This window comes from Marinomonas sp. CT5 (genome assembly GCF_018336975.1).
Taxonomy (GTDB): domain Bacteria; phylum Pseudomonadota; class Gammaproteobacteria; order Pseudomonadales; family Marinomonadaceae; genus Marinomonas.
In genome coordinates this window covers 1,716,848-1,739,849 of record NZ_CP025572.1, presented here as the reverse complement: position 1 = coordinate 1,739,849, position 23,002 = coordinate 1,716,848, and the positions used below count along the sequence as shown (strand labels likewise).

Here is a 23,002-nt window from a genome sequence, read left to right as displayed (position 1 = left end):
GGAGGTCTCATGGAAATAAGATGGCTTGAGGACTTTATTGCCCTTGCAAAAACCCGCCACTTTTCTCGTGCAGCTGACGAACAAAACGTTACTCAGCCTACTTTTAGTCGACGTATAAAACTGCTCGAAGAAGAAATGCGTGTCACATTAATAGACCGCAACACTTTGCCTTTGTCTTTAACTCCAGCAGGAGAAGTCTTCCTACAAAGCGCAGAATTAATTACTAGACAATTAAGGGATACCAAAGAACGCTGCCAAGAAATACGCAAACAAGAAGAGTCTCAAATTCGTTTTGTTACCACGCAAACCTTGTTCCTTAGCTTCTACAAGGAGGTCATTGAACCTTTTTGCCAAAGTATCGACATAGATTTAGACATCAATATGAAATCCAGCTCTTGGTTAGGTATCGACTTTGTAAACTCTTTAATGGATCAACAATGTGACATTATGCTTTGCTATTGGCACCCCGCTATAAACTTCATCCGTGCTTTGGATGATGAACAATATGAACATATTGTCATTGCTGAAGAAATGTTGATACCTTGCAGCGCAACCGATGAAACAGGCGAGCCAAAATTCACGCTACCCGGCATGAAACGTAAGCCACTGCCTTATATTGGCTACTATGAAAATTCTTTTTTACAACCTGTTATTCATAATCACCTACAGAGACAGCGGGACATACCACAATTACAAACCCTGTCAGAGAATTATCATTCTGTCAGCATAAAGGCCATGGTTAAAGAAGGTTACGGTATCGGCTGGATTCCAAAGCGCTTAATGCTAGATACATTAAACTATGGAAAAGTTGCCTTAGCTGGCGAAGAAAACTGGAATATTCCACTTGAAATACGCTTGTATCGCTCTAGGTTCAATCAAAACCCGAACCTAACGCAATTTTGGGAAGCCCTAAAAAATAAAATAGCGAAGAATGGCCCGCTCTAATGCGGGTCACAAAATGAACTTATAAATTAATCAAAACCTTCTTTTTCATTCAATGCTACTATCATCGGGTCACTTCCCATGGAACTTGCTCCAAGCGCCTTACTGAACAAATAACCCTGACCAATATCACAACCAAATTCTTGCAACATAATCAGTTGGTCGACATTGCTAATCCCCTCGGCAATAACCTTAAGGTTTAAATTATGACCCAAACTAATAATGGCATGAGTCAATGCCGCATGCTTCTTATCTTCAGTGATATCACGAATAAAGACTTGATCAATCTTCACATAATGAAATGGCAGATCTTTGAGATAGCTGAGACTTGAATAACCAGTGCCAAAATCATCGATAGCCAGCTTTACACCAAGACGACTAATTTGACGCAGCAGTTCAGCACAACTTTCTGCATCTTCGATCAATATAGATTCAGTTACTTCAATCTCCAGAAGACAAGGATCCACTTTATATTTATCGAGTAAAGACAATAAATTAGGAAAAAAATCTGCCCTTTTTAATTGAGCAGCAGAACAATTAATCGCGACAGGAGGCACCGTTATGCCTTGCTCTTGCCACTCAACCAAATGACGAAAAGCCTGCTCAAAAACCCAATCCCCTAACGGTAAAATAACACCCGTTTGCTCTGCAATGGGAATAAACTCCGCTGGAGAAACGACACCAAGCTCTTCATCTTCCCAACGCAGCAATGCCTCCATTCCAACACAACGCTCACTAATTAAATCCACCTTTGGTTGAAAATGCAGTTCTAATCCTGTTGTTTGCAACGCTTTTCTCAACCGTCTCTCGATTCGAACATTACGTTCAAAGCGTCCCCCCATTTCGACATCGTAAAAACGGTATGTGGACCGACCTGATGTTTTAGCATGATATAACGCCATATCTGCGTATTTAATCAAGGTTGTGGCATCTGGACCAAATTCAGGGTAGACAACCCCCCCTATCGAGCAACCAATATTCAAGGTCAAGCCTTCAACATAATAGCCTTCGCTGATTTTCTGAATAATACTCTGAGCTAAACAGTCGAGTGACTCACATTTTTTAAGATCATCTTGGACTATCAAAATGAGAAATGCATCTCCTCCTAAATACCCAATAACAGCATTTTTTGGCAGTACATTAGATAATCGTCTGGATACCTCTACAATTAATTTATCGCCCAACTCATGACCAAATGCCTCATTGATAGTTTTAAAATGATCTAAATCTAAAACAAAGGTCGCAAGCTTTTTATTTTCTTCCTGACAATAAACAAGTAGTTCACTCAATTTATGTTGTACGTAATAACGACTTAATAAGCCGGTTAACTCGTCAACTTTTATATATTTACTGGCGGCATCCAATGCAGAACGATATCTCAATAATAATTTATTGGTATAAAAAGTAAGAAAGCAGGCTAATAAGAAAAAGGAAATAAGTACCGACAGTACTGGAAATAAGTGAACTTGCGTCCACAAGCTGGAATCAAAGCGAGAATCTACACGCCACTTTCGATTCGCTAATGACAGATAATGAGTGTCGTAACCCTTATCCCATAATGTCATTTTCGCTGAGTCCGCAAACCAGATGGGGTTATCAGCCGATACATCTGCAATACGAAAAACAACATTTTCCTTTAGTGAAGAAGTAACCTGTTTCAGTAAATTTTCAATATTAAAATATGCGCCGACAACACCGTAAAACACAATGTTATCTGTTGGTTTATTCGAACGGCTCTCCAGAGGTAAATAAATAGGTGCGCTTAGGATAATAGTATTCGCAGGAGCATTTTGTGTGTTTTGTAAAAAAGGCGTTGCTAGTGGCTTTGAAGCCGTCCACATAAGTGAGTTTCGAACCTGTTGAACTGAAACTAGGTCTTGGTATTGTGTCGATAATATATCGAAGCCGTAAGGTATTTCATTTGGGTAAATCAGGCTCAGCGGCATATATTCTTGGCGGTCACCTTGTGGGTAAATCGAGAAACTCGTATCCCCCAGCCTTACTCTTAGCTTTGACTCAAAAGTACTCTTCATTTTTGCAGGAACATATTGAGCGAAGAAGAACTGAATATCTTGGTTTGAAACAAGACTCTTAACAAAACCTACAAAATGGCGAGGAGAGACATCACCAGTATTGGATTCAATCAATGCGGCCACTGAATTCAGTTCTGAAGTGTACTGTTGCAAAACCCCACTCAATTTACTAGCAAACTTATCGCCCAACGCCTTTTGTTGTTCGCCAATATGTGAACGTTCGTCCAAATACATTGCAAGACTTGTGGCCAGACCACATAAAAAAACAACACAAAAAACCACACAATGTGCTTTGTTGAACATGGCCTGCTTTTTCAAAGAAATCATTCTCTATCCATCAATGTACTTATAGTCTAATACGTACTATTTGATACTGCGCTTATTCTAACTAAACACTTTACCTAAAAATCAAACGCACAACACGGAATATATGGTTAAAAAAAGTATTTGTGGTCGTTTTCTGGTATTCTGGATCTATTATCGACTTAATTAGACAGGCCTTTTGTGACCACATTCCACCACCCGTTAAACAAACACCTCCCCCCTAAACTTACCACTTTATTGTCAGACATGGGGTTCACCAGCTTTACCCCTATTCAGGAACAAAGTTTGCCAGCTATGATTGATGGCAAAGATATACTTGCACAAGCACAAACGGGGAGCGGCAAAACACTCGCCTTTTCAATCGCCCTTTTACTTAAGATCAATCCTCGTTTCTTTGGTGTTCAAGCACTGGTTATGTGCCCAACTCGTGAATTAGCAGATCAAGTATCCAAAGAAATTCGCAAGGTAGCCCGCTATCAAGACAACATAAAAGTACTCAGCTTATGTGGTGGCATGCCATTTGGTCCTCAAATTGGTTCTCTAGAACATGGCGCTCATATCATTGTGGGTACCCCTGGTCGCTTGATGGAGCACTTGCGTAAAGGCACCCTAAAACTCAATGCGTTAAAAACCTTAGTATTAGACGAAGCAGATCGCATGCTAGATATGGGGTTTGTCGATAGCATTCGAGAAGTGGTCGAATTAACGCCAAGCAACCGCCAGACGCTGCTTTTCTCTGCGACCTATGGCGATGGCATTGAAGCCATTAGTAAAGAGTTTCAGAATCAGCCAGTTAGCATTAAGGTAGAAGCACAAGAAGATCTTAAACCAAACATCGAACAATTTTTTGTTCGCAGTGAAAACAAAGATAAATGCGAAACCTTATTAGCTGCTTTAGAGCATTTTGAGCCTCGACAAGCCATTGTTTTCTGCAACACGAAAGCTGAATCACAACTTGTTGCCGATTGGCTAGCCGACCACAAAGTCGCAGCTCAAGCGATTCATGGCGACTTAGAACAAAGGCAACGGGATCAAGTATTGGTGCGCTTTAGCAACCAAAGTAGTTGCGTTCTCGTGGCGACGGATGTGGCCGCTCGTGGTATTGATGTAAAAGAAATAGACCTAGTGGTCAATTACGACACCACCCGTGACACAGATGTCCATACTCATCGTATTGGCCGAACAGGCCGTGCTGGAGCCGCCGGTGTTGCTGTTAACTTTGTCACCTCAAAAGACGACTACAAAGTAAGAGACATTGAAACTCGCTTTAATACCACAGCGAATTTCATCGAGCTTGATGCGGCTGACCCGCATTATCGCTTGATTCCACATAAAACGACCATTTCCTTTGATGCTGGCCGCAAAAACAAGCTTCGTCCTGGCGATATATTGGGCGCGCTCACAGCAGGCTTAGGCTTAGATAAATCGCAAGTGGGCAAAATCGACATTTTCGATTTTCATGCTTACGTTTCCGTCGACAACGAAGTCGCTAAAAAAGTCGTCAAAGAACTGGAAAACAAGAAAATCAAAGGTAAAAACATTCGAGCACGTATTTTAAGATGATCCAAAGATTTACCTCTCCGGCAGTGCAAACTGCCGGCTTTATACTAGGGGCTCTAATCATTAGCTTGTCGACATTAATGCCCCTAGAACAGCTTCCCACCGCCCCAGGCTCAGACAAATTACACCATGTTCTCGGATTTGCATTCTGGGCATTACTTTGTGCCTTAGGACCGAAAAAGCGCTTTACTTACATGGCTTTGTTTATCATTTTTTGGGGCGGGGCTATTGAGCTTATTCAACCTTATGTGAACCGCTATGCAGAGTGGCTAGATTTTTATGCCGACGCTCTCGGAGTCATATTAATCATAATGGCAAGGCTGTTAATTGAACGATTTCTTGAATCTAAACTTAAGGTTTGATGAAAGTACAAAAAAGACCTGATAAAGTATAACCGTTCGGTCAAATATTATTTTACAAGATAACCCTAAGAGAGACATATGAGCCATTTGAAAGCGTGGCGTTGCGCCATCATTCACTGCATCGCAGACCCAAAAGATGTTGGCATTGACGCTGCTTATGAATATTTTGAAGATGGCATTCTAGTCATCCAAGACGATAAGATTCACGCCTTAGGCAACGCGGCCGATATATTGCCGACCTTACCAGAAAACACTCCTATTGAGCATCATCCAGATGCCATTATAACTCCTGGCTTCATCGACACTCACATTCACTACCCGCAAACGGATATGATTGGCTCTTATGGCGAACAACTGCTCACTTGGCTCAATACGTACACCTTCCCCGAAGAAAGCAAGTTCGCAGACAAAGCTCACGCACGAAACGTTGCGGATCGCTTTCTAAAAGAGCTTTTACGCAACGGGACAACAACGGCATTAGTGTTTGGCACGGTTCACAAAGTCTCCGTTGACGCTTTTTTCGAGGCCTGCGAAGTCCAAAATTTACGTATGATTTGCGGCAAAGTCATGATGGATCGCAATGCCCCTGATTATTTAACTGATACGCCAGAAACGAGCTACCAAGAAAGCAAAGAGCTTATTGATACTTGGCATAATAAGGGACGCTTGCACTACGCTATCACCCCTCGCTTTGCCCCAACGAGCTCAGATGAACAATTACAATTGGCAGGCAAGCTATTAAGCGAATACAGCGATGTATACCTGCATACGCACCTCTCTGAAAACAAAGACGAATGCGCTTGGGTACAAGAACTGTTTCCTACCAGTTCTAACTATTTAGATGTCTACGATCAGCACAAACTACTGAGTGAGCGATCGGTTTTTGCCCATGGCATTCACCTGTGCGACAGCGAATATAATAGATTGCACGAAACCGGCTCCGCTATTTCATTCTGCCCAACGTCCAACCTATTTATTGGCAGCGGTTTGTTTAAACTGAATAAAGCTGAAGAGCATAAAGTTAACGTTGGCCTAGGCACAGATGTTGGCGGTGGCACCAGCTTCTCTATGCTGCAAACCATGAACGAAGCGTACAAAGTTATTCAATTGCAAAACGAAAACCTAAATCCAATTAAGTCACTGTATTTATCTACCTTAGGAGGGGCTAAAGCACTTCGCCTAGAAGATAAAATTGGCAATTTAGCAGTAGGCAGCGAAGCTGACTTTATTATTCTTGATAAAAAAGGCACGCCATTACTAGAATCTCGTTTAGCACTGTCTAAAAGCATCGAAGAAACGCTTTTCGTCTTTATGACCATAGGCGACGATAGAGCCATTCAAGCAACCTACTCTGCGGGGAAATGCGTTCACCAACGCTAAAGCCAGCACCACTGAGCAAAGTATAAAAGCCGGCCACTTTACTTCTCTGTTAAAGTGGCCATTTTTTTATATAATGACCGCCACTGTTTTATTGAGCACCAAGATTATGCATTCTCTAGCCACCATCGCCCTCGGCGCCTTTGCAATCATCTTCTTCTGCGCGGCATTAATTGTTGGACTTATTATTCTGAAAAAATACAAAGCGGAACAAATACGACTCAATGAATTGGCCCAAAAGCGTTCAGAAAAGAAACCTACAGATAACTAGTTGTTTTTAATATTAGGGATAAAGCCGAACAATACCGCTTTTACCCTCTATATCACCGAGAATCCATACTTTCTCAAAAGCATGTGGCACTGGGATTGTAATAAGATGCTCAAGTGCTTTTATATCCGCCTGACTCCAAGCCGGGTGCATATTTCTGATTACCAACCAGACCCTGTCTGAATCGTATTGCTTACCCGATTTATTCTCTAAAATTTTATTCAAAGACCTAAGCAAACGTTCATCTGCAGGCTCATTGTTCAAGGCCTGTAAGGTCGCACGAGTTTTATCAGTAAGATTTCGACCTAAAATTGCCATGGCCTCTTCTTCCGATCCGTAGAGATGGGCAATTTCTATATCGAGACGCTCCCCTTCTAACATGCAAGAGACATCGGGGCGAATTGGGTCATTATGCCAAATATGACGAATAGGTTTACCCGTATTACGTTCATAGCAACGCATAAACAGTTTGGCAGCTTGATGTTCAAGCGCTATTTTTTCTTGTTCACTCTTATGCATTAGTTACCCTTTCGTAAAAAGTATTCATGTTTTACTACCTTACTAATAGCATAGTCAAACCGATTAAACGGCATTAACTTCCTTTATTAATGTGAAAATCGCCGATGAATATTAATAATAGCTGAGTATAATACTCGGCTATTATTAAGGGCTCATTTTGATCGCTCTCTCACTTCGTACACACCTATTTTCTTTGGATGACATATGGAAAATGCGCACAACAACACTTCGGCTTCCGGCATGGGAGCGAAGGAATTCACACTTTTAGTGGCTTTATTAATGTCGATTACGGCGATTTCGATCGACGCCTTGCTTCCAGCACTTGGTATTATCGGAAAGGAGCTGGGTGCGGTTACAGCTAACCAACCCCAGCTGCTAATCAGTATGTTGTTTCTTGGTCTGGCAATGGGTCAGTTAATTTGCGGTCCATTATCCGATTCCTTGGGACGTCGCCCTATTTTGTTTTGTGGCTTCGCAATCTATTTGCTCGGCACCGTGGTGTGCTATCAGGCAGACAGTTTAGAAATGCTCATGTTAGGTCGCTTTATCCAAGGATTGGGCGTTGCTGGACCTTATATCTCAGCTATTTCGTTAGTACGTGATTTGTATCATGGTGCTCAAATGGCTCGGATTATGTCTTTGGTGATGATGATTTTTGTCCTGGTTCCAGCTATTGCACCAACACTCGGGCAAGCTATCATGTTTGTTTCAGACTGGCGCGGTATCTTTGAGCTATACCTAGTTTATGCGGTGATATTGGCCGCTTGGATTGGCTTACGCCTAAAAGAAACCCTACCAAAGTCCAATCGGATTCCGTTTTCCAAAAAAGGTTTTGTAGAAGGGTTTAAAGAAGTTGTCACAAATCGCATTACAGCGAGCTACACTATTTGCATGGGGCTATTTTTCGGTAGTTTCATTGGCTATCTGAACTCTTCACAGCAGATATTTCAAGTACAGTTTAAGACTGGAAACCTGTTTGCCCTGTACTTTGGCTTGCTCGCCTTGGTATTAGGTTTCTCTTCGCTAATCAACTCTCGCATTGTGGAAAAACATGGCGCAAGATATATTGCTTTCCGCTCTATTTGCATTGTCGTTATCGCCTCCATAGCTTTTTTCGCTCTGCATGCCTTCGTTTCCATTACTCTATGGATGTTCCTCGTATACGCTTCCATATTGTTCTTCTGCTTTGGCTTGCTATTCGGTAATGTCAACTCTCTTGCGATGGAGCCTATGGGCCATGTTGCAGGTATTGCTTCTGCGGTTATTGGTTCGGTATCAGCGATCATGTCGATGGGAATTGGTACTATCATAGGCCAAATGTACAACAATACCTTATTGCCGATTTCGGGTGGTTTTGTGGTGATGGGATCTCTGGCAATATGCATCATGTATTGGGCCGAAAAAGGCCGCCTTGAGGAAGAGATTGAAGAGCCAAACACAGCAATCTAACGGCAACATTTAAGCTTTCATAGAAAAAATCAAAAGCCAAATAGTCAGTACTATTTGGCTTTTTTTATGGTGATAGAATCAGCTAACAAGGCATCAAGCTGACTTTCCAAGTCTGGCTTATCCATCATCCTCTGTTTCATCAAGGCTGGCATCAGGAGCGCTTCTTTGCTCACCGCTTTCAATGCAAAGAAATTCACCGCAGATACACTAAAGTCCGCAATCCATGCTTTCAAAGTGGATTCTAAAACCGCTTCAAACTCAGTAAATAAGGCAAAGGTAGAAGGTGCCATTTTATGCTGCTCCCCTAATAAAATGCGGTACGTAGCAAGGTGCTCCGCTTTATTCACCCACACTTGCCAGAGCAACATCCAGCCATTTATTAGCGACGCCTCTTTTTTAGATTGCAAACGACCTAACGCTTTTTGCATGTCACCTTGCGCTTGCTCTGTTAACGAAGTTAACACCATTTCCCACAATACCAACTTGGTAGGAAAATTACTGTATACCGTGGGCTTAGACACGCCAGCCGTGGCAACGACTTGGTCAATGCTGGTGCTTTGATAACCCTGCTGAGTAAATAAGCCACATGCGGACTCCACTATGTGCGCTTTTTTACTGGGTCTTCCTCTTGCCATAATTTCCTCTTGGAATCGCTAGAAAGCTTGAATGTATTTCACTCTTGATAATCGTAACACCATCAACATGTTCAATGAGTCCCAATCCAATCAGCAGTAGTAACAACCTTTAGATCTACTTCTGGAAGAATCAAATTTGCCCATGTCCAATTATGATGTTCAACAATACTTTTTGCCGACAAATGCTCTCGATCAGCGGTGGTATGAGCATCTGCAATGGCCGTCAGATTAAAACCTTTACTCAAGCAAGACCTTAACGTCGTATCGACGCAAAACTCAGTTGCCGCACCAGTGATAACCACATTGTCCGCTTTCAAAGCAGTAAGAATTGGCGCTAAATTTGTTTCATAAAACGCATCACAAGCGGTCTTGGTCATTTTCATATCATCAGCCTGAACATCCAGCTCATCAATAATTTCCCAGCCTGGAGTCCCTTCAGCCAACCCCTCTTCTACCGTCCCGTTATGTTGAACATACAAAACCACTCCGCCATTCTGACGAATAAAACGAGCCAGTGAATTGATGTTACTTACAACGCTATCTGTATTTAACCTTGGCGTTAAAAACATCGACTTCTGCATATCAATGACCAGTAAAATATCCATAAACCATCCTCAAACATACTTATATAAGATGATTTTAAACGACTTCCTTTTCTTCGACTAATGCAAAACTTAATGTGGCTCTGATCTTTCACACTATCGATATCTATTCACGGTTTTAGATTCTTATCAATTAATACAAATTACTTGACGAACATCTATCATCGCATTAAATTAACTAAACGGTATAGTTAAATAAATAACAATTTTAGGAGCAAGTCATGCAAAGCGAGAACGGTTTCTACGGGCAATACGGCGGTAGCTATATTCCTGAAATTCTTTATTCGAGCCAACAGCAAATTTTACATGCGTTCGAAGAAGCCAAAAACGACCCTGAGTTTCTCGCTGAGCTTAATAAACAATGGCAGCAGTTTTCTGGCCGCCCAACACCGCTGACTTTTTGCGCGAATTTGACCGAACACTTTGGCGGCGCGCAAATTTATCTAAAGCGTGAAGATTTAAACCACAGTGGCGCGCACAAGATGAACAACGTGATTGGCCAAGGTTTACTGGTCAAACGTATGGGCAAAAAGCGTGTTATTGCCGAAACAGGTGCCGGACAACATGGTATTGCTACGGCGCTTGTTGCAGCGCGATTAGGACTGGAGTGCACCATTTATATGGGCGCGAAAGACATTGAACGCCAATATCCAAATGTATTCTGGATGAAGCAACTTGGCGCAACCGTAGTGCCGGTTACCACGGGTGCTCAAACCCTACGTGATGCACTAGACGAAGCGTTGCGTGACTGGTCTTCTAGTCATGAAGAAAGCCATTATTTGATTGGTACATCTTGTGGTTGCGCCCCTTTCCCTGAAATGGTCGCATTCTTCCAATCCGTTATTGGCAACGAAGTCCGCGAGCAAAGTGTCGCGCAATTCGGTCAATTTCCAGATCGTTTGTATGCTTGCGTTGGCGGTGGTTCAAATGCTTGTGGTTTGTTCCTACCTTTCCTCGATGATAAAGAAGTGGAAATGGTCGGTGTCGAAGCTGGTGGTAAAGGTTTGGAGCTTGGCGAACACTCCATTCGTTTGTCCCATAATCTTGGCCAGCCCGGTATCGCCCAAGGCTTTGCTACTATGTTCTTGCAAGACAATGCCGGACAGCTACAAGAAACACACTCAATCGCAGCAGGCTTAGACTATGTTGGCGTTTCCCCTATCATTGCCCATTTGGCCGAAACAGGCCGAATTAAAATGACCTATGCCATGGATGATGATGTGGTGGCAGCGTGTACTCTGCTACTGAAAAAAGAAGGCATTATCCCTGCTTTAGAGTCCTCTCATGCTTTAGCGGGTGCCTTTAAAGACGCTCCAAACCTACCAAAAGACGCGAAAATCGTCATCAACCTATCTGGTCGTGGTGACAAGGATATCTTCAACGTGGCAAAAGCAGTGGAAGACGAAACCTTCCCACAATTTTTAACCGATTACCTAGCCTCTTACCCAACCACTCAAAACAAAGGGGATAAAGCATGAGCCAATTAGCGACTTTTATCGAAGCAAAACGCCAAAACAAGCCAATTTTATCCATGACCCATGTGGTTTATGGCTACCCAAGTGTTGAAGAAAGCTTGAGTTGGATGGAAAAATTGATGGAGGAAGGAGTGGACTTCATCGAAGTACAATTCCCTTTTTCCGATCCTGTCGCCGACGGCCCAAGTATTGTCGCCGCTTGCCATAAAGCATTAGAACAAAAACTCGATGTGGATACTTGCTTATCTCAGTTAGGCAAGCTCGCGAAGCGCTTTCCTGACAGCCGTATTGTACTAATGAGCTACTTAAACCCAATGTATCGCTTTGGCTTAGACAAACTAGCCCAGCGTGCAGCAGAGGAAAACATTCTGGGTTTAATCCTTCCAGATCTGCCAATTGAGCAAGCCGCGACTTATCAATCGGCTTGTAAAACCAATAACATCGATCCAGTTTGGTTAGTTACTCCTGTGACTCCACCAGACCGTTTAGCCATGCTGGCAAGTCAAGCAAGCGGTTTCCTATATTGTGTCGCTCGCTCTGGTGTAACTGGGCATTCTAGCCATGAAGGCAAAGCCAAGCAGACCTCACTTGATGACTATCTGGCGCAGATCAAACAACACGCCAGCGCTCCGATGGGCGTCGGCTTTGGTATACGCGAGCGTGCCCAAATCGAACAGCTCACTGGCAAGGCTGACATTGCCATTATTGGTTCTGCCCTTTTGGATGCCTACAACCAAGGTGGTCAAAAAGCGGGCATTAAGCTAATTAAAGATTTGTTTCACTAATGAAGAGTCAATAATTAGTACTTGAAAAACGCAAAACCTGAATATATGATCCACATACAATTCATATATGGATCATATATTCATGGGTATTATTAAAATCTCCGACGAACTTCACGATGACATACGCAAAAGCAGTACCGTCATGTCCCGCTCTATCAATGCACAAGCCGAATTTTGGATGAAAATGGGGCGCTTAGCCGAGCTAAATCCAAGCCTCACCTTTTCCGAATTAATTGCCCAAGAACTTGCCAACGCGAATGCGGATGAAGTGCCACTTAAGGCTGTAAAATAACATGCAAGTCCATATCAAAACCCCAGCAGAAATCGAATTCATGCGTGAATCTGGCAAACTTTTAGCCAGCGTCTTTCATATGCTTGATGACTTTGTTGAAGAAGGTGTGTCGACCCTAGAAATTAACAATCAGGTCGAACACTTTATTCGCAATACCTTGGGGGCAAGGCCTGCAAGCCTAGGGCAATATGGCTATGAGTTTTCTCTAAACTCTTCGCTTAATGAAGTCGTTTGCCATGGTGTTCCAAGCGAGCATCAACGACTAAAAGCAAAAGACATCATCAACCTCGATATCACACTGGAAAAAAATGGCTTTATTGCTGATTCCAGTAAAATGTATGTGATGAGCGAAGCCAATCCTGTTGCTAAACGCCTAGTTAAAACGACTTATGACGCCATGTGGGCTGGGATCAAAAAAGTAAAACCGGGTGCTACCTTAGGCGACATAGGCGCCGCCATCCAAAGCCTTGCAGAAAGCAAAGGCTATTCAGTGGTCAAAGAATACTGCGGTCATGGCATTGGTCGAGAAATGCATGAAGAACCACAAGTTCTGCATTACGGCAAAGCCGGAACAGGAATGACCTTAAAAGAAGGCATGACTTTCACTATCGAACCCATGATCAACCAAGGTAAATCCAAAACCAAAACAAAAAAAGACGGCTGGACGGTTGTGACAGCTGATAAAAAACTCTCCGCTCAATGGGAGCACACCATCTTGGTCACTTCGACAGGATGTGAAGTACTCACGCTAAGAAATGAAGAGCGCATCCTTAAATAGTCGTAGCCCAATGACTTTCCATAAAATCAATGAAGACTCTCAGTCTATTCGGCATAAAACGCATTGCAGGAAACTGCATGTATATTCCACCTTGGAAATCACTGTTTAACTGCCAGTCTTCCAGTACTTGTACCACCTCCCCTTTTTCTAAAGCATCTTGGACGACAAAATCTGGAAAAGGTGCAATACCAAAGCCATTCATCACGCCTTTCAAGCGCATTTCAGCATCCGTCACCATATAACGACCATCCACAGTAACGACCGTCTTCCGTTCACCCTGGCTAAAGGTCCAGATCGTATCACCATCAAATAATCCAAGAGGTAAACAGGAGTGATCGGTCAAATCTTCTGGAGAGTTTGGTACACCATGATCAGCCAAGTATTGAGGACTCGCGCACAAAACAGAGCGAACACGGCCTAATGTTTTGCAGACCAAATGTTCGTATGGCTTCTCGGCGATATAAAAAACTAAGTCAACATTCTGATAGGCTGGGTCAACTCGCAAGTCTGTCACTAGCACTTGCAAAGAAACCGCTGGATACCGCTGCATAAAAGACACAAGCAAAGGCTCTAAAACCTGTCTGGCAAATGAGTCCGGCGCGGCGATACGTAGACGACCGGAAGCCTCGTTGGCATTATTTTCCGAGGCAATAACAGCTTCTTTTGCACTGTCTAGCATTTGCCGACATTGCTCGTATACCGCTCTGCCTACCAAAGTCGTGGTTTGACGACGTGTCGTACGTTCTATTAATACCGCCGACAACGCGGTCTCTATTCTTGAAACCTGTCGACTAACGCCAGACGGGGTCACACCCAGCTTTTGAGCCGCTTTAGTAAAACTTCCAGTTTCAACAACGGCAACAAAAGCCGCCATATCAGGCAACAAAGCAATCAGCTTATTCATGTCCATGAGTCATAAGTCTTTTGATTTTTTAGGCAATTATAATCTTCATAAACATAAGTTAGCATGTTTTATCACTCAACTCACCCTTTCTTAGAGAGCAAATATGTCATCACAAACGCTAACTAACCCATCCGTTTTTTCAAAATTGCCCATCGCCGAACTATCACTTTTGTTAACCGCTTTTTTTTGGGGAACAAGCTATGGCATTACAAAAGATGCCCTACTCTATACTGGCGTACTGGCCTTTATTATCATCCGCTTTGGTTTAACATCGCTTATACTCGCCCCTATTTTTATAAAAGAGCTGCGCAAAGGATTAGCAAAAGACTGGAAATTTGCCGTGCCAACTGGCGGCATTTTACTGTGTATTTTTCTTGCTGAAATCTATGGTGTGTTTCACACCACAGCATCTAAAGCGGCTTTTTTGATCAGTCTCTGTGTACTTATTACTCCATTGGTCGAATCCATTGCGGACCGAAAACTGCCCAGTAGATCGATCGTATTATTTGCCTTGCTGTCTGTTTTTGGTGTTTTTCTACTGACCACGCAAGGCATCGACCAGCAAACACCCGAGACCTTCTCTTTCAATCTGAATAAAGGAGACTATTCCATCCTATTAGCGGCGTTGCTACGAGCCTGTATGGTCGTGACAACAAAAATCTTACTGAAAGATAGAGTGTTATCACCTCTGAGCACGACAAGCATTCAGGCTAATATCGTCACGCTTGGTGCATTACTCATTTTTATTGTGAGCAATAACCCAATTGAGCAGTTATTCCCGACCGACTTTGCCTTTTGGGCAATCATTTTTTACCTAGTGATTTTCTGTACCATCTTCGCTTTTTTTGCGCAGAACTTCGGCGTTAAATACACTACGTCCTCACGAGTTGCCCTGCTAACGGGGTCAGAGCCCGCCTTCGGAGCTATTTTTGCCTATTATTGGTTAGGAGAATCCCTGAATACGGTACAAATGATAGGGGGTATTTGTATTTTATTGGCCACCATCATGGCGACGTTAAAACGATAAAGTGTTTTTTTATTATCAAAAAAGGAGGACGTTCTGGAAACGCCCTCCTTTCTATATAGAGACAAGAAATCAAACACACAATCCTTAAAATAATCAGTAAAGTGTGCTGAGGTTTACTCAACTGCACTAACGATTCGTCTGCAACTTTTGCGAATAACATCTTCTTAACGGCTGGAGTGAGTGAGGCTTGGGCGAACCACCGCTAGTCACATCTCTTAGATTAGCTTGATTTATGAAGTCAGAATTCAAGTCTCACTTTCTATAAAATGAGTATACAAATTGGGTTAAAACTTTCAGGCATCTACTCTAAAAATAACCCCTTTACCAAAAATACTATGTATTGGAAATGTAATATTTTTTTCCTTTAATTTCATCCTTAAACGACTAAGGAGAACATCAACTCTATGTAAATCAACAACTTCGACATACCCAAAAAGAGAATCATGCAAATATTTTTTATTAAGTATTTCTCCAGATGACTCAACTAATTTTTTTAACAATGTATATTCTTGCATCGATAAAGATACAGATAATCCTTTATAAATCGCTATACGAGTATTATCATCCAATTGCCAGTAATTAATTTTTTTAAATTGAGTCTGCTTAACCTCTTTTACCACATTCTTTTCTTCGTATGTTGTTGATACCAAACTGATGTCACACATTCTTTTCCATAGTCTATCAATTGCTTCAACTAGCATTAAAAAATTAATTGGCTTTATCAAATACAAATCGGCACCATTACTCAGGCCTTCTAATTTATCCAGTTGATCACCTCGTGCTGTAATTAAGATCATACCGAATTTATTTAATGAACTAAGATGCTTCACGACACTTAATCCATCTTCTCCAGGAAGCCCAATATCAATAAGAACAATATCTGTTGGCTCCGTATGAAGTTGACGCCAAAATATTTCTGCACTTTTACTTCCCCAAGCGTCATATCCACTTTTTTGTAAGAAAAACAGAACATCATCCATTAAATCTTCATTATCTTCAATAATTGCAACATTAGGTTTTCTATACATTAATAATACCTTAATCAATTTATTAATTTGGGAATTCTAAATTGAAAGCAGCACCCTTCATTTGAATTATGCAGCAGCACAACATTTCCATTGTGTCCGATTAAGATATTTTTACAAACATAAAGTCCCAAACCAACACCTGATTTTTTATCTGCTCCGCTTCGCGTAATTTTTTTATATCGTTCAAATATTTCATTTTCTTTTTCTTTATCAATACCGGTACCATGGTCTAATATATTAATCAAATAAAAACCACCCTCCTCATATATATCAACTTCCAAAACACCTTCTTCCATATATTTCAATGCATTATCGAATATATTTGAAAAAGCAATTTGCAGCATTGCATAATCTGCATTAACAGGTAATTTTGGTAGATACATAGGATCTATCAACTGGTGGTTCCATGAAAACTTAATAGAATGATGATCAAACATATAAATCAAATCACTAGCATCGAGCAAAATTTTAGAAAGATCCTGCTTTTCTAATTGTAAGCTTTCTACCTTAGAGGTTAGCCTATCATCAGCTAAACAATTATCTGTTAGCTGTATAAGTCTATTATTAGCTCTCTCAATACGTTTATAGCGTTTTTCTAGCTGTTTATCATTATCATGAAATCTAAGAAGATTGGTTATAGCACCAGAAATAATCGATAAGGAAGTACGAAATTCATGAGAAACAATACTGATAAATTGTCTTTGATGAAATCGGTTCTCTCTTTCTATATTTAGTTCTCTTATCAGACTTTTTCTTTCTATATATTGAATTTTTTTATTGTATACATTTAGCATTGTCACCCCCATCATAAAAAACATTATAATTGCAACTAATACCTGCCAAAAATATCCATCCCCTTCTGGGGTAAATATAAAATCATTCAAAATCATTACCCTATACAGACCTAAACAAAGCAATGAAATAACACCTAACACCATCAAAAAACGAGCCAAATTAATTTTATTTTTATAAAGACTAAAAAAACACAAATACAAAATGGCACACGACCCAAGCAAAAATAACGAATATACAATTCTAATTGCAATTGAGTACATATCAAAAAAAACAAAAAAAACTTGAGCAAGCATAATCAATAAGACAATTTTAATAAAAAAATAGGTTTTCTTATTTTCATCTCGCTGCCCTAATAATTCCGAACACATAAACAAGACAACAGAGAATGTTGTAATTGAAGTAAAACACACGAAATAATGTTGTAGATAAAATCCATATTGCCCCAACATCCAATCAAAATATCCTTGTACACAAAACACATTAAAATATATTGTTGTTGAAAGGAATAAAATCCAGAATTCTCTTTTTTTCATAACTAATGCCAGCAATAAAAATACACCACTAGCTAAAGAAAAAACACCAAAGAAAAAAATCCAAAATGTATTATTTATTAATGCATGATAAATAAATTCTTTCTGATTCCATATCCTTATATTCAAGATCATTGAACTACTGGTGGAGATCCTAAATATTAAAGAGTACCCTTTCGATGAAGCGGGCAATATATATAAAGGGGCATGGTAATTAAAGTCCCATCCAGAGCTTTCGTTAAAATCACCAGCATTTTTTTTCACCCAGGGGCCAGAGCTTTTAATCTCCCTATAATAAAACTCAATTCTATCTAGATAAGTTGGCAAGATCTCCAACCAGTGCTCTTCATCTTTTAACCTCTCATCACTGATATCTGCTTTTATCCAGAAAATAGAACCTGTATATCCTTTTGATAAAATTTTATTTGATTTTCTTAATTCATCATCAGGAATATTTAAAAATTCTTCTAAATTAAGATCACCACTTTTATCTTCATAATACTTATAAACTATATCGGCACCTAAACGAACCGGTGAGGAAAAAGCAGAATTAGAAAAAACTAACAACAAAAATATTAATAAAAAAAAACGATGTAAAGGGACCATATAGTTCACATAAATATAGGAAATGTTTAACTTTTGCACCTTCAGATAGAAATTTAGACAAAAAAAAGGATAAGCTCTAAAGAGCTTACCCCTTTTTCAATCCCCTTAGTAGCAACAAATAGAATAAGGCACGCCTAAGGTTCATTTAATCGACGGCATATCACCAACCTAATAAACCCATCCCTCTGAGCTCAATACTTCTAATTACAAAGGAGCCCGCGACAAAGAAAAACCATTCTTCGCTATTTCCCTCTCCACCAAAGCCTCCAGTTTCATTCTATGGCGAATAGTTTGCGCCTTATTCATCGGCTCCAACCAGCAATTTACCACACTCATTACATCGAATGGAGTCACAGCCAGACAAGTCAAAAATCCCAAAAAACCAGTAATTAGGATAATCAGTATGCTACGCTGTGCTTTAGTCAATAACTCTAAAGATTCATACACAGCTTTACCTTCATAGGTAACAATTGAAGTAAGAAAGGCCCCCTCTTGTGCTAGATCCCCTTTTGTAAGCATATAATCGACATAACCCTTGGCAATATCAGACTTGGTTAAAGTAATAACTTTCGCTGGTGAAAAAGACTCCCCATGTAACAATAGTTCAATGCTATCGCCTTCAGCTACTTTATAGTAGCCTGTTGGCAACGCAACTCGAAATATTGTAGTAGTTGCACTTTCAAGTGGTAATAATGAGTCCTCCACCACTCCATCCAAATGTACATCATAATCCGCGCTTTGCCTTTGCTTAATAGCTTTATCCTGAGAAGCTTTACTCCGTCTAAAGGCAGGCTGCTCTTTATTACTCTGAATTATGTTACTTTGATTTACCATAATAAACATCTGTGGTCTGGTTGACACAAAAGCCAAACACCATAGCTCATAGCTCATAGCTCATAGCTCATAGCTCATAGCTCATAGCTCATAGTATGAACAGCGCTCAACTTACGTTTTATAGGTTTTGATATTTTCTAAGATTATTTAGCCTACGCTACATACGATGAAGTAAGAGAAAATGCATAGAACTAACATAACTAGCATTTAGATTAATTGCTGAGAGGTAACAAATAGGACACAAGACAAAATATTACTGTTTTTTAGACAGGAGAGGTGTTTCGCTTCCAAGAAGCCATTAATTCACAAGGTAAATGTCAAAAGGTGTAAGTTTGTTGACAAGTCAAGATACATCACTGCCTATGAAATAATGGTTAGAGGCAGAAAAAGAATGAAAACATAAAAGTATTGCAATAAACCGCCAACATAAAAAAAGGGCAAGTTCCAAAGAACTTACCCTTTTTTAATATTCTTAATAACTAATTAAAGTACTGTAATGTTCTCTGCTTGAGGACCTTTTTGGCCAGCAGTAACAACGAATTCGACTTGTTGGCCTTCAGCCAAGGTTTTGAATCCGGAGCTAGCAATAGCACTGAAATGTGCGAACACATCAGGACCAGACTCTTGCTCAATAAAACCAAAACCTTTAATTTCGTTGAACCACTTAACGGTTCCTTTCACTGTATTAGACATAAATAATCACCTGAGTTTAGTTAGCCCTTTAGGGCTGGGTTATGCAAAAAAAATAGACTTGTACTTAGAAACTTTCAGGACGAGGATTTTATGAATAAAACAACGTATTGCAGAGTTAATAATTTAGACTTCTTTCTAGCTTGTGCCGCCATCATATAGAGATCCACTTTGGATAGATAGCTTTATTACAACTTATTTAAAATAAGTGACTACCTATCCCACGCTTTCAGTCCATCAATCCATGTTGATTGAACAAATAAATCTTCACTTAAGCTAACTAGGCTCGCTCTATATCCCTCTTTGATACGACCAAAGTGATTATCGATACCTAAAAATTCAGCGGGTCTTAATGACGCCATCTGCAAGGCTTCCGTTGGCGTTCGCCCGATTAGATTAACGGTATTACGAACAGCCGTTGCCATGTCTAAATCAGAGCCAGCCAATGTGCCATCTTCTGTGGTAACCCTGCCTTCATAACGCAACACTTTTTTACCTAAAAAAGGCATTTCTTTTTCATCGGAACCAACACTTTGAATAGCATCCGTCACTAAAAGCATGTGTTCGCAGCCTTTCGCGGCAACGGCCACTCGCATACTAGCAGGGTGCACATGATGTCCATCGGCGATTAAACCACACCAAGTAGGTATATCGGTTTGTAAAGCCGCACCAACCACACCAGGTTCTCGACTCACCAAAGGGGTCATAGCATTAAACAAATGGGTAAAACCACGAGCACCATTTATCACAGCTTGCCTTGCTTGATCATAGTTCGCTGCAGAATGACCGATACAAACAATAACACCTTCAGATACCAACCATTCAATAAACCCTTCAGGCACTTGTTCTGGCGCCAATGTCACCATGAGCTTTCCACTGCGACTGACTTCTAATAATGTGGCTAACTTACCTTCGGTGGGTTTACGCAATTTTGATTCATTATGCACGCCTTTACGAATAGGATTTAGATAAGGCCCCTCATAATGCATCCCCAAAATGCCAGCCATATTTTGTTTCAGTGCTTGGCAAACCGTTTGATGAGCTTGCGACATGATCTCGTAATCATCAGATATTAGCGTTGGCATCATGGCTACCGTGCCAAATTGCGCATGCACAGCGACCATGCGCTTCAATGCTTCAATGGTCGGTGTATGATTAAACAAAGCACCACCACCGCCATTTACATGCACATCAATAAACCCTGGCGCCAGAACCTCAACCACTTCCATATAGCCTGTTTGTACATCAGAAATATCTTCTGTAGACACGACGGTCTCAATAATTTGGCCTTCGAAGGTCACTTTTTGATTCGTGTACCAGTTTTCGCCATCGAAAAGACGTTTTGCAAATAATGTTGTTCTTGTATGTTCCTTCATATTGACTTCCTTCCTATCTGAGCTTTGGCCATCAAAATAGCGCCCGCCATGGCATCACCTTGTGGCTGACAAAAATAACCCGAAAAACGCTCTGGCAAATACGTCAAAATAGCCTCTGACACACCACCTACCAAAGCGATCTTCTGCGCACCTTTGGTGATTAAAGCGTCTAAATACTGACTTATCCATTCCACTTGCTGCTGAATAATTTTCAGTGCGATAGGATCTTTTTGCTGAGCAAATTGAAATACCTGAATAGCAAAAGCCCCATATTCTTTCGGAAGTGGGGCACGGTTTTGATACAACACATACTCTTCCGCAGACAAAGAAAACTCAGCATTAATACTGTCAGTAAAAGGCGTCGAAGGCGAGATACCATCTAACGCTGCTAACGAATATTCCAGTGCGGATAGGCCAATACGTGCGCCACTCCCCTGATCTGATAAGGGAAATCCCCAACCACCAACAATGCTGAATCGTTCATGTTGATAAACAACACCACAACTGCCAGTGCCTAATATCAATAACGCGCCATCTTCACCGTTAAACGCTCCCAAACAAGCCGCATGCGCATCGGTTAATAAGTAGCGTTGTCCAAAAGGGGATTTTTGAGAAATCACCTGCTCTTGTTCTAACGGCTGATTCGCACCCGCCAAGCCTAAACCTAACGTAATTTTCGCATAGGTTTCAGGAAGAATATTGCCTTGATGACACGCTTCAAGACAGGCATTAATAATATTCTGCCACGCCGCCTCAATGCCAATTCTTGGATTACCCGAACCACCAACAGCTTCACCCAATACATTACCATCACTATCAACCAAGCGGGCTCGACAGAAGGTTCCTCCTCCGTCCACTCCTATATATAAGCCGCTCATGACACTTTCCCCTCATGTAATTGTTGTCGTTTTTGTTCGCACCATTGGTAGTACTCTTTCAGCACTAATAAGCTAGCCGCCTCTTCATCCAATACTATGGTTGCCGTTTCATGTAGTTGCAGTGCCGATGCGGGACACATAGCAGAAAGCGGACCTTCAATCATGGCTTTCACCGCCTCAGCTTTGGCTTTTCCGGTTGCCATGAGTAACACTGCTCGGCTATCCAAAATAGTACCAATTCCCATTGTCAGTGCTAAATGTGGCTGATATTCCCCTTCTTTGAAAAAGCGCTTATTCGCGGCAACAGTAGATTCAGATAAGGTTTTGATACGTGTGCGCGACGCAAAGCTGGAGGTAGGCTCATTAAAGCCAATATGACCATTTAAACCAATACCCAGAATCTGCAAATCAATACCACCCGCTTGCAGGATACTCGCTTCATAATCCTGCGCGCTTTTCTTTAAAATGCTTGCATCCTGGCTCTCAGCCAATGGGACGTGGGTGTTCGCCGCGACGATATCAATTAATCCAAACAAATTTTGATTCATGAAAGTGCGATAGCTCTGCTCATGGGAATCAGCAATACCAATGTATTCATCTAAATTAAAACTGGTGGTTTGACGGAACGACACCTGTTTCGATTGATGGCGCACCACCAATTCTTTATACAAAGCAATGGGTGTAGACCCTGTCGCCAACCCTAGCACAGGTTTCGTTTTGGTATTAATCACATCAACAACACGATCAGCCGCATATAAAGCCACATCATGAGCTGATGGGAGAATGATAACTTGCATAAGACCTCTCTTCCCTTATAAAACCAATATAGAACCAATTAAAGCGCAATATTAATTTATTTTCCACAATTCTGTCATATTTGTTTGCTTGAACGAATAATTGGTGCTAATTTTTAAAACTTAGCAATACCTAAAA

Annotated in this window: 23 protein-coding genes; 11 read left to right on the top strand and 12 right to left on the bottom strand. The window is 41.1% G+C overall.

What is annotated here, in order from left to right; genetic code table 11:
- The first annotated feature begins 9 nt into the window (after positions 1-9).
- Positions 10-945 (top strand): LysR family transcriptional regulator, encoded by a 936-nt coding sequence (locus tag C0J08_RS08090; protein ID WP_212655642.1) that lies wholly within the window; start codon positions 10-12, stop codon positions 943-945.
- A 26-nt stretch (positions 946-971) separates the two neighbouring features.
- Here C0J08_RS08090 and C0J08_RS08085 read toward each other — a convergent pair whose 3' ends face one another.
- The gene (locus C0J08_RS08085; protein ID WP_212655641.1) at positions 972-3,302 is read right to left on the bottom strand and encodes a bifunctional diguanylate cyclase/phosphodiesterase; all 2,331 of its coding nucleotides are present in this window, start codon (positions 3,300-3,302) and stop codon (positions 972-974) included.
- A gap of 243 nt (positions 3,303-3,545) precedes the next feature.
- Between C0J08_RS08085 and dbpA the strand changes: the two genes are divergently transcribed.
- From dbpA to C0J08_RS08065, 4 genes are all read left to right on the top strand, one after another.
- Complete coding sequence (gene dbpA / locus C0J08_RS08080) at positions 3,546-4,862, top strand: ATP-dependent RNA helicase DbpA (protein ID WP_249344644.1); 1,317 nt, start codon at positions 3,546-3,548, stop codon at positions 4,860-4,862.
- On the top strand, positions 4,859-5,221 hold the full coding sequence (locus tag C0J08_RS08075; RefSeq protein ID WP_212655639.1) for a VanZ family protein: 363 nt from the start codon (positions 4,859-4,861) through the stop codon (positions 5,219-5,221). The genes dbpA and C0J08_RS08075 overlap by 4 nt, the downstream gene beginning before the upstream one ends.
- Before the next feature lie 78 nt (positions 5,222-5,299).
- Positions 5,300-6,601, top strand: a complete 1,302-nt coding sequence (gene guaD / locus C0J08_RS08070) for a guanine deaminase (protein ID WP_212655638.1) — start codon at positions 5,300-5,302, stop codon at positions 6,599-6,601.
- A gap of 73 nt (positions 6,602-6,674) precedes the next feature.
- Positions 6,675-6,869 carry a hypothetical protein gene (locus C0J08_RS08065; protein WP_212655637.1) on the top strand — a complete coding sequence of 65 codons (195 nt, stop codon included), beginning with the start codon at positions 6,675-6,677 and terminating at the stop codon, positions 6,867-6,869.
- 12 nt (positions 6,870-6,881) lie between these two features.
- Here the strand turns inward: C0J08_RS08065 and C0J08_RS08060 are convergent, their stop codons facing one another.
- The gene (locus C0J08_RS08060) at positions 6,882-7,385 is read right to left on the bottom strand and encodes a hypothetical protein (protein ID WP_212655636.1); all 504 of its coding nucleotides are present in this window, start codon (positions 7,383-7,385) and stop codon (positions 6,882-6,884) included.
- Between the two features lie 204 nt (positions 7,386-7,589).
- On the opposite strand from C0J08_RS08060, the gene C0J08_RS08055 reads away from it, so the two are divergent.
- Positions 7,590-8,834 carry a multidrug effflux MFS transporter gene (locus C0J08_RS08055; protein WP_212655635.1) on the top strand — a complete coding sequence of 415 codons (1,245 nt, stop codon included), beginning with the start codon at positions 7,590-7,592 and terminating at the stop codon, positions 8,832-8,834.
- Positions 8,835-8,884: 50 nt separating this feature from the next.
- On the opposite strand, the gene C0J08_RS08050 is transcribed toward C0J08_RS08055, so the two are convergent.
- Positions 8,885-9,469 carry a TetR/AcrR family transcriptional regulator gene (locus C0J08_RS08050; RefSeq protein ID WP_212655634.1) on the bottom strand — a complete coding sequence of 195 codons (585 nt, stop codon included), beginning with the start codon at positions 9,467-9,469 and terminating at the stop codon, positions 8,885-8,887.
- Between the two features lie 71 nt (positions 9,470-9,540).
- Entirely contained in the window at positions 9,541-10,074 is a 534-nt protein-coding gene (locus tag C0J08_RS08045; RefSeq protein WP_212655632.1) for an isochorismatase family protein, read from the bottom strand.
- A 218-nt stretch (positions 10,075-10,292) separates the two neighbouring features.
- Here C0J08_RS08045 and trpB point away from each other — a divergent pair, with 218 nt between their 5' ends.
- From trpB to map, 4 genes are all read left to right on the top strand, one after another.
- A complete protein-coding gene (gene trpB, locus C0J08_RS08040; protein ID WP_212655630.1) occupies positions 10,293-11,549 on the top strand; it encodes a tryptophan synthase subunit beta in 1,257 nt (418 codons plus the stop codon).
- A complete protein-coding gene (gene trpA, locus C0J08_RS08035) occupies positions 11,546-12,331 on the top strand; it encodes a tryptophan synthase subunit alpha (protein ID WP_212655628.1) in 786 nt (261 codons plus the stop codon). The genes trpB and trpA overlap by 4 nt, the downstream gene beginning before the upstream one ends.
- An 82-nt stretch (positions 12,332-12,413) precedes the next feature.
- A complete protein-coding gene (locus C0J08_RS08030) occupies positions 12,414-12,623 on the top strand; it encodes a ParD-like family protein (RefSeq protein WP_212655626.1) in 210 nt (69 codons plus the stop codon).
- A 1-nt stretch (position 12,624) separates the two neighbouring features.
- Positions 12,625-13,401, top strand: a complete 777-nt coding sequence (gene map, locus C0J08_RS08025; RefSeq protein ID WP_212655623.1) for a type I methionyl aminopeptidase — start codon at positions 12,625-12,627, stop codon at positions 13,399-13,401.
- Here the strand turns inward: map and C0J08_RS08020 are convergent.
- Positions 13,394-14,305 (bottom strand): LysR family transcriptional regulator, encoded by a 912-nt coding sequence (locus C0J08_RS08020; protein WP_249344582.1) that lies wholly within the window; start codon positions 14,303-14,305, stop codon positions 13,394-13,396. The two genes, map and C0J08_RS08020, sit on opposite strands and share 8 nt — an antisense overlap.
- A 103-nt stretch (positions 14,306-14,408) precedes the next feature.
- Here C0J08_RS08020 and C0J08_RS08015 point away from each other — a divergent pair, with 103 nt between their 5' ends.
- Positions 14,409-15,332: a DMT family transporter gene (locus tag C0J08_RS08015; RefSeq protein ID WP_212655619.1), complete on the top strand. Its 924-nt coding sequence runs from the start codon at positions 14,409-14,411 to the stop codon at positions 15,330-15,332.
- Positions 15,333-15,625: 293 nt separating this feature from the next.
- Here the strand turns inward: C0J08_RS08015 and C0J08_RS08010 are convergent, their stop codons facing one another.
- From C0J08_RS08010 to nagB, 7 genes are all read right to left on the bottom strand, one after another.
- Entirely contained in the window at positions 15,626-16,360 is a 735-nt protein-coding gene (locus C0J08_RS08010; RefSeq protein ID WP_212655616.1) for a response regulator transcription factor, read from the bottom strand.
- Positions 16,361-16,374: 14 nt separating this feature from the next.
- Entirely contained in the window at positions 16,375-18,291 is a 1,917-nt protein-coding gene (locus tag C0J08_RS08005) for a sensor histidine kinase (RefSeq protein WP_212655614.1), read from the bottom strand.
- Between the two features lie 204 nt (positions 18,292-18,495).
- Positions 18,496-19,182 carry a hypothetical protein gene (locus C0J08_RS08000; RefSeq protein ID WP_212655612.1) on the bottom strand — a complete coding sequence of 229 codons (687 nt, stop codon included), beginning with the start codon at positions 19,180-19,182 and terminating at the stop codon, positions 18,496-18,498.
- Positions 19,183-19,608: 426 nt separating this feature from the next.
- Entirely contained in the window at positions 19,609-19,818 is a 210-nt protein-coding gene (locus C0J08_RS07995; protein WP_012069364.1) for a cold-shock protein, read from the bottom strand.
- Positions 19,819-20,027: 209 nt separating this feature from the next.
- The gene (nagA, locus tag C0J08_RS07990) at positions 20,028-21,191 is read right to left on the bottom strand and encodes an N-acetylglucosamine-6-phosphate deacetylase (RefSeq protein ID WP_212655609.1); all 1,164 of its coding nucleotides are present in this window, start codon (positions 21,189-21,191) and stop codon (positions 20,028-20,030) included.
- Entirely contained in the window at positions 21,188-22,069 is an 882-nt protein-coding gene (locus C0J08_RS07985) for a glucosamine kinase nucleotide-binding domain-containing protein (protein WP_212655607.1), read from the bottom strand. Before C0J08_RS07985 ends, nagA begins: the two co-directional genes overlap by 4 nt.
- Positions 22,066-22,866 carry a glucosamine-6-phosphate deaminase gene (nagB, locus tag C0J08_RS07980; protein WP_212655604.1) on the bottom strand — a complete coding sequence of 267 codons (801 nt, stop codon included), beginning with the start codon at positions 22,864-22,866 and terminating at the stop codon, positions 22,066-22,068. Before nagB ends, C0J08_RS07985 begins: the two co-directional genes overlap by 4 nt.
- Between the last annotated feature and the right edge of the window lie 136 nt (positions 22,867-23,002).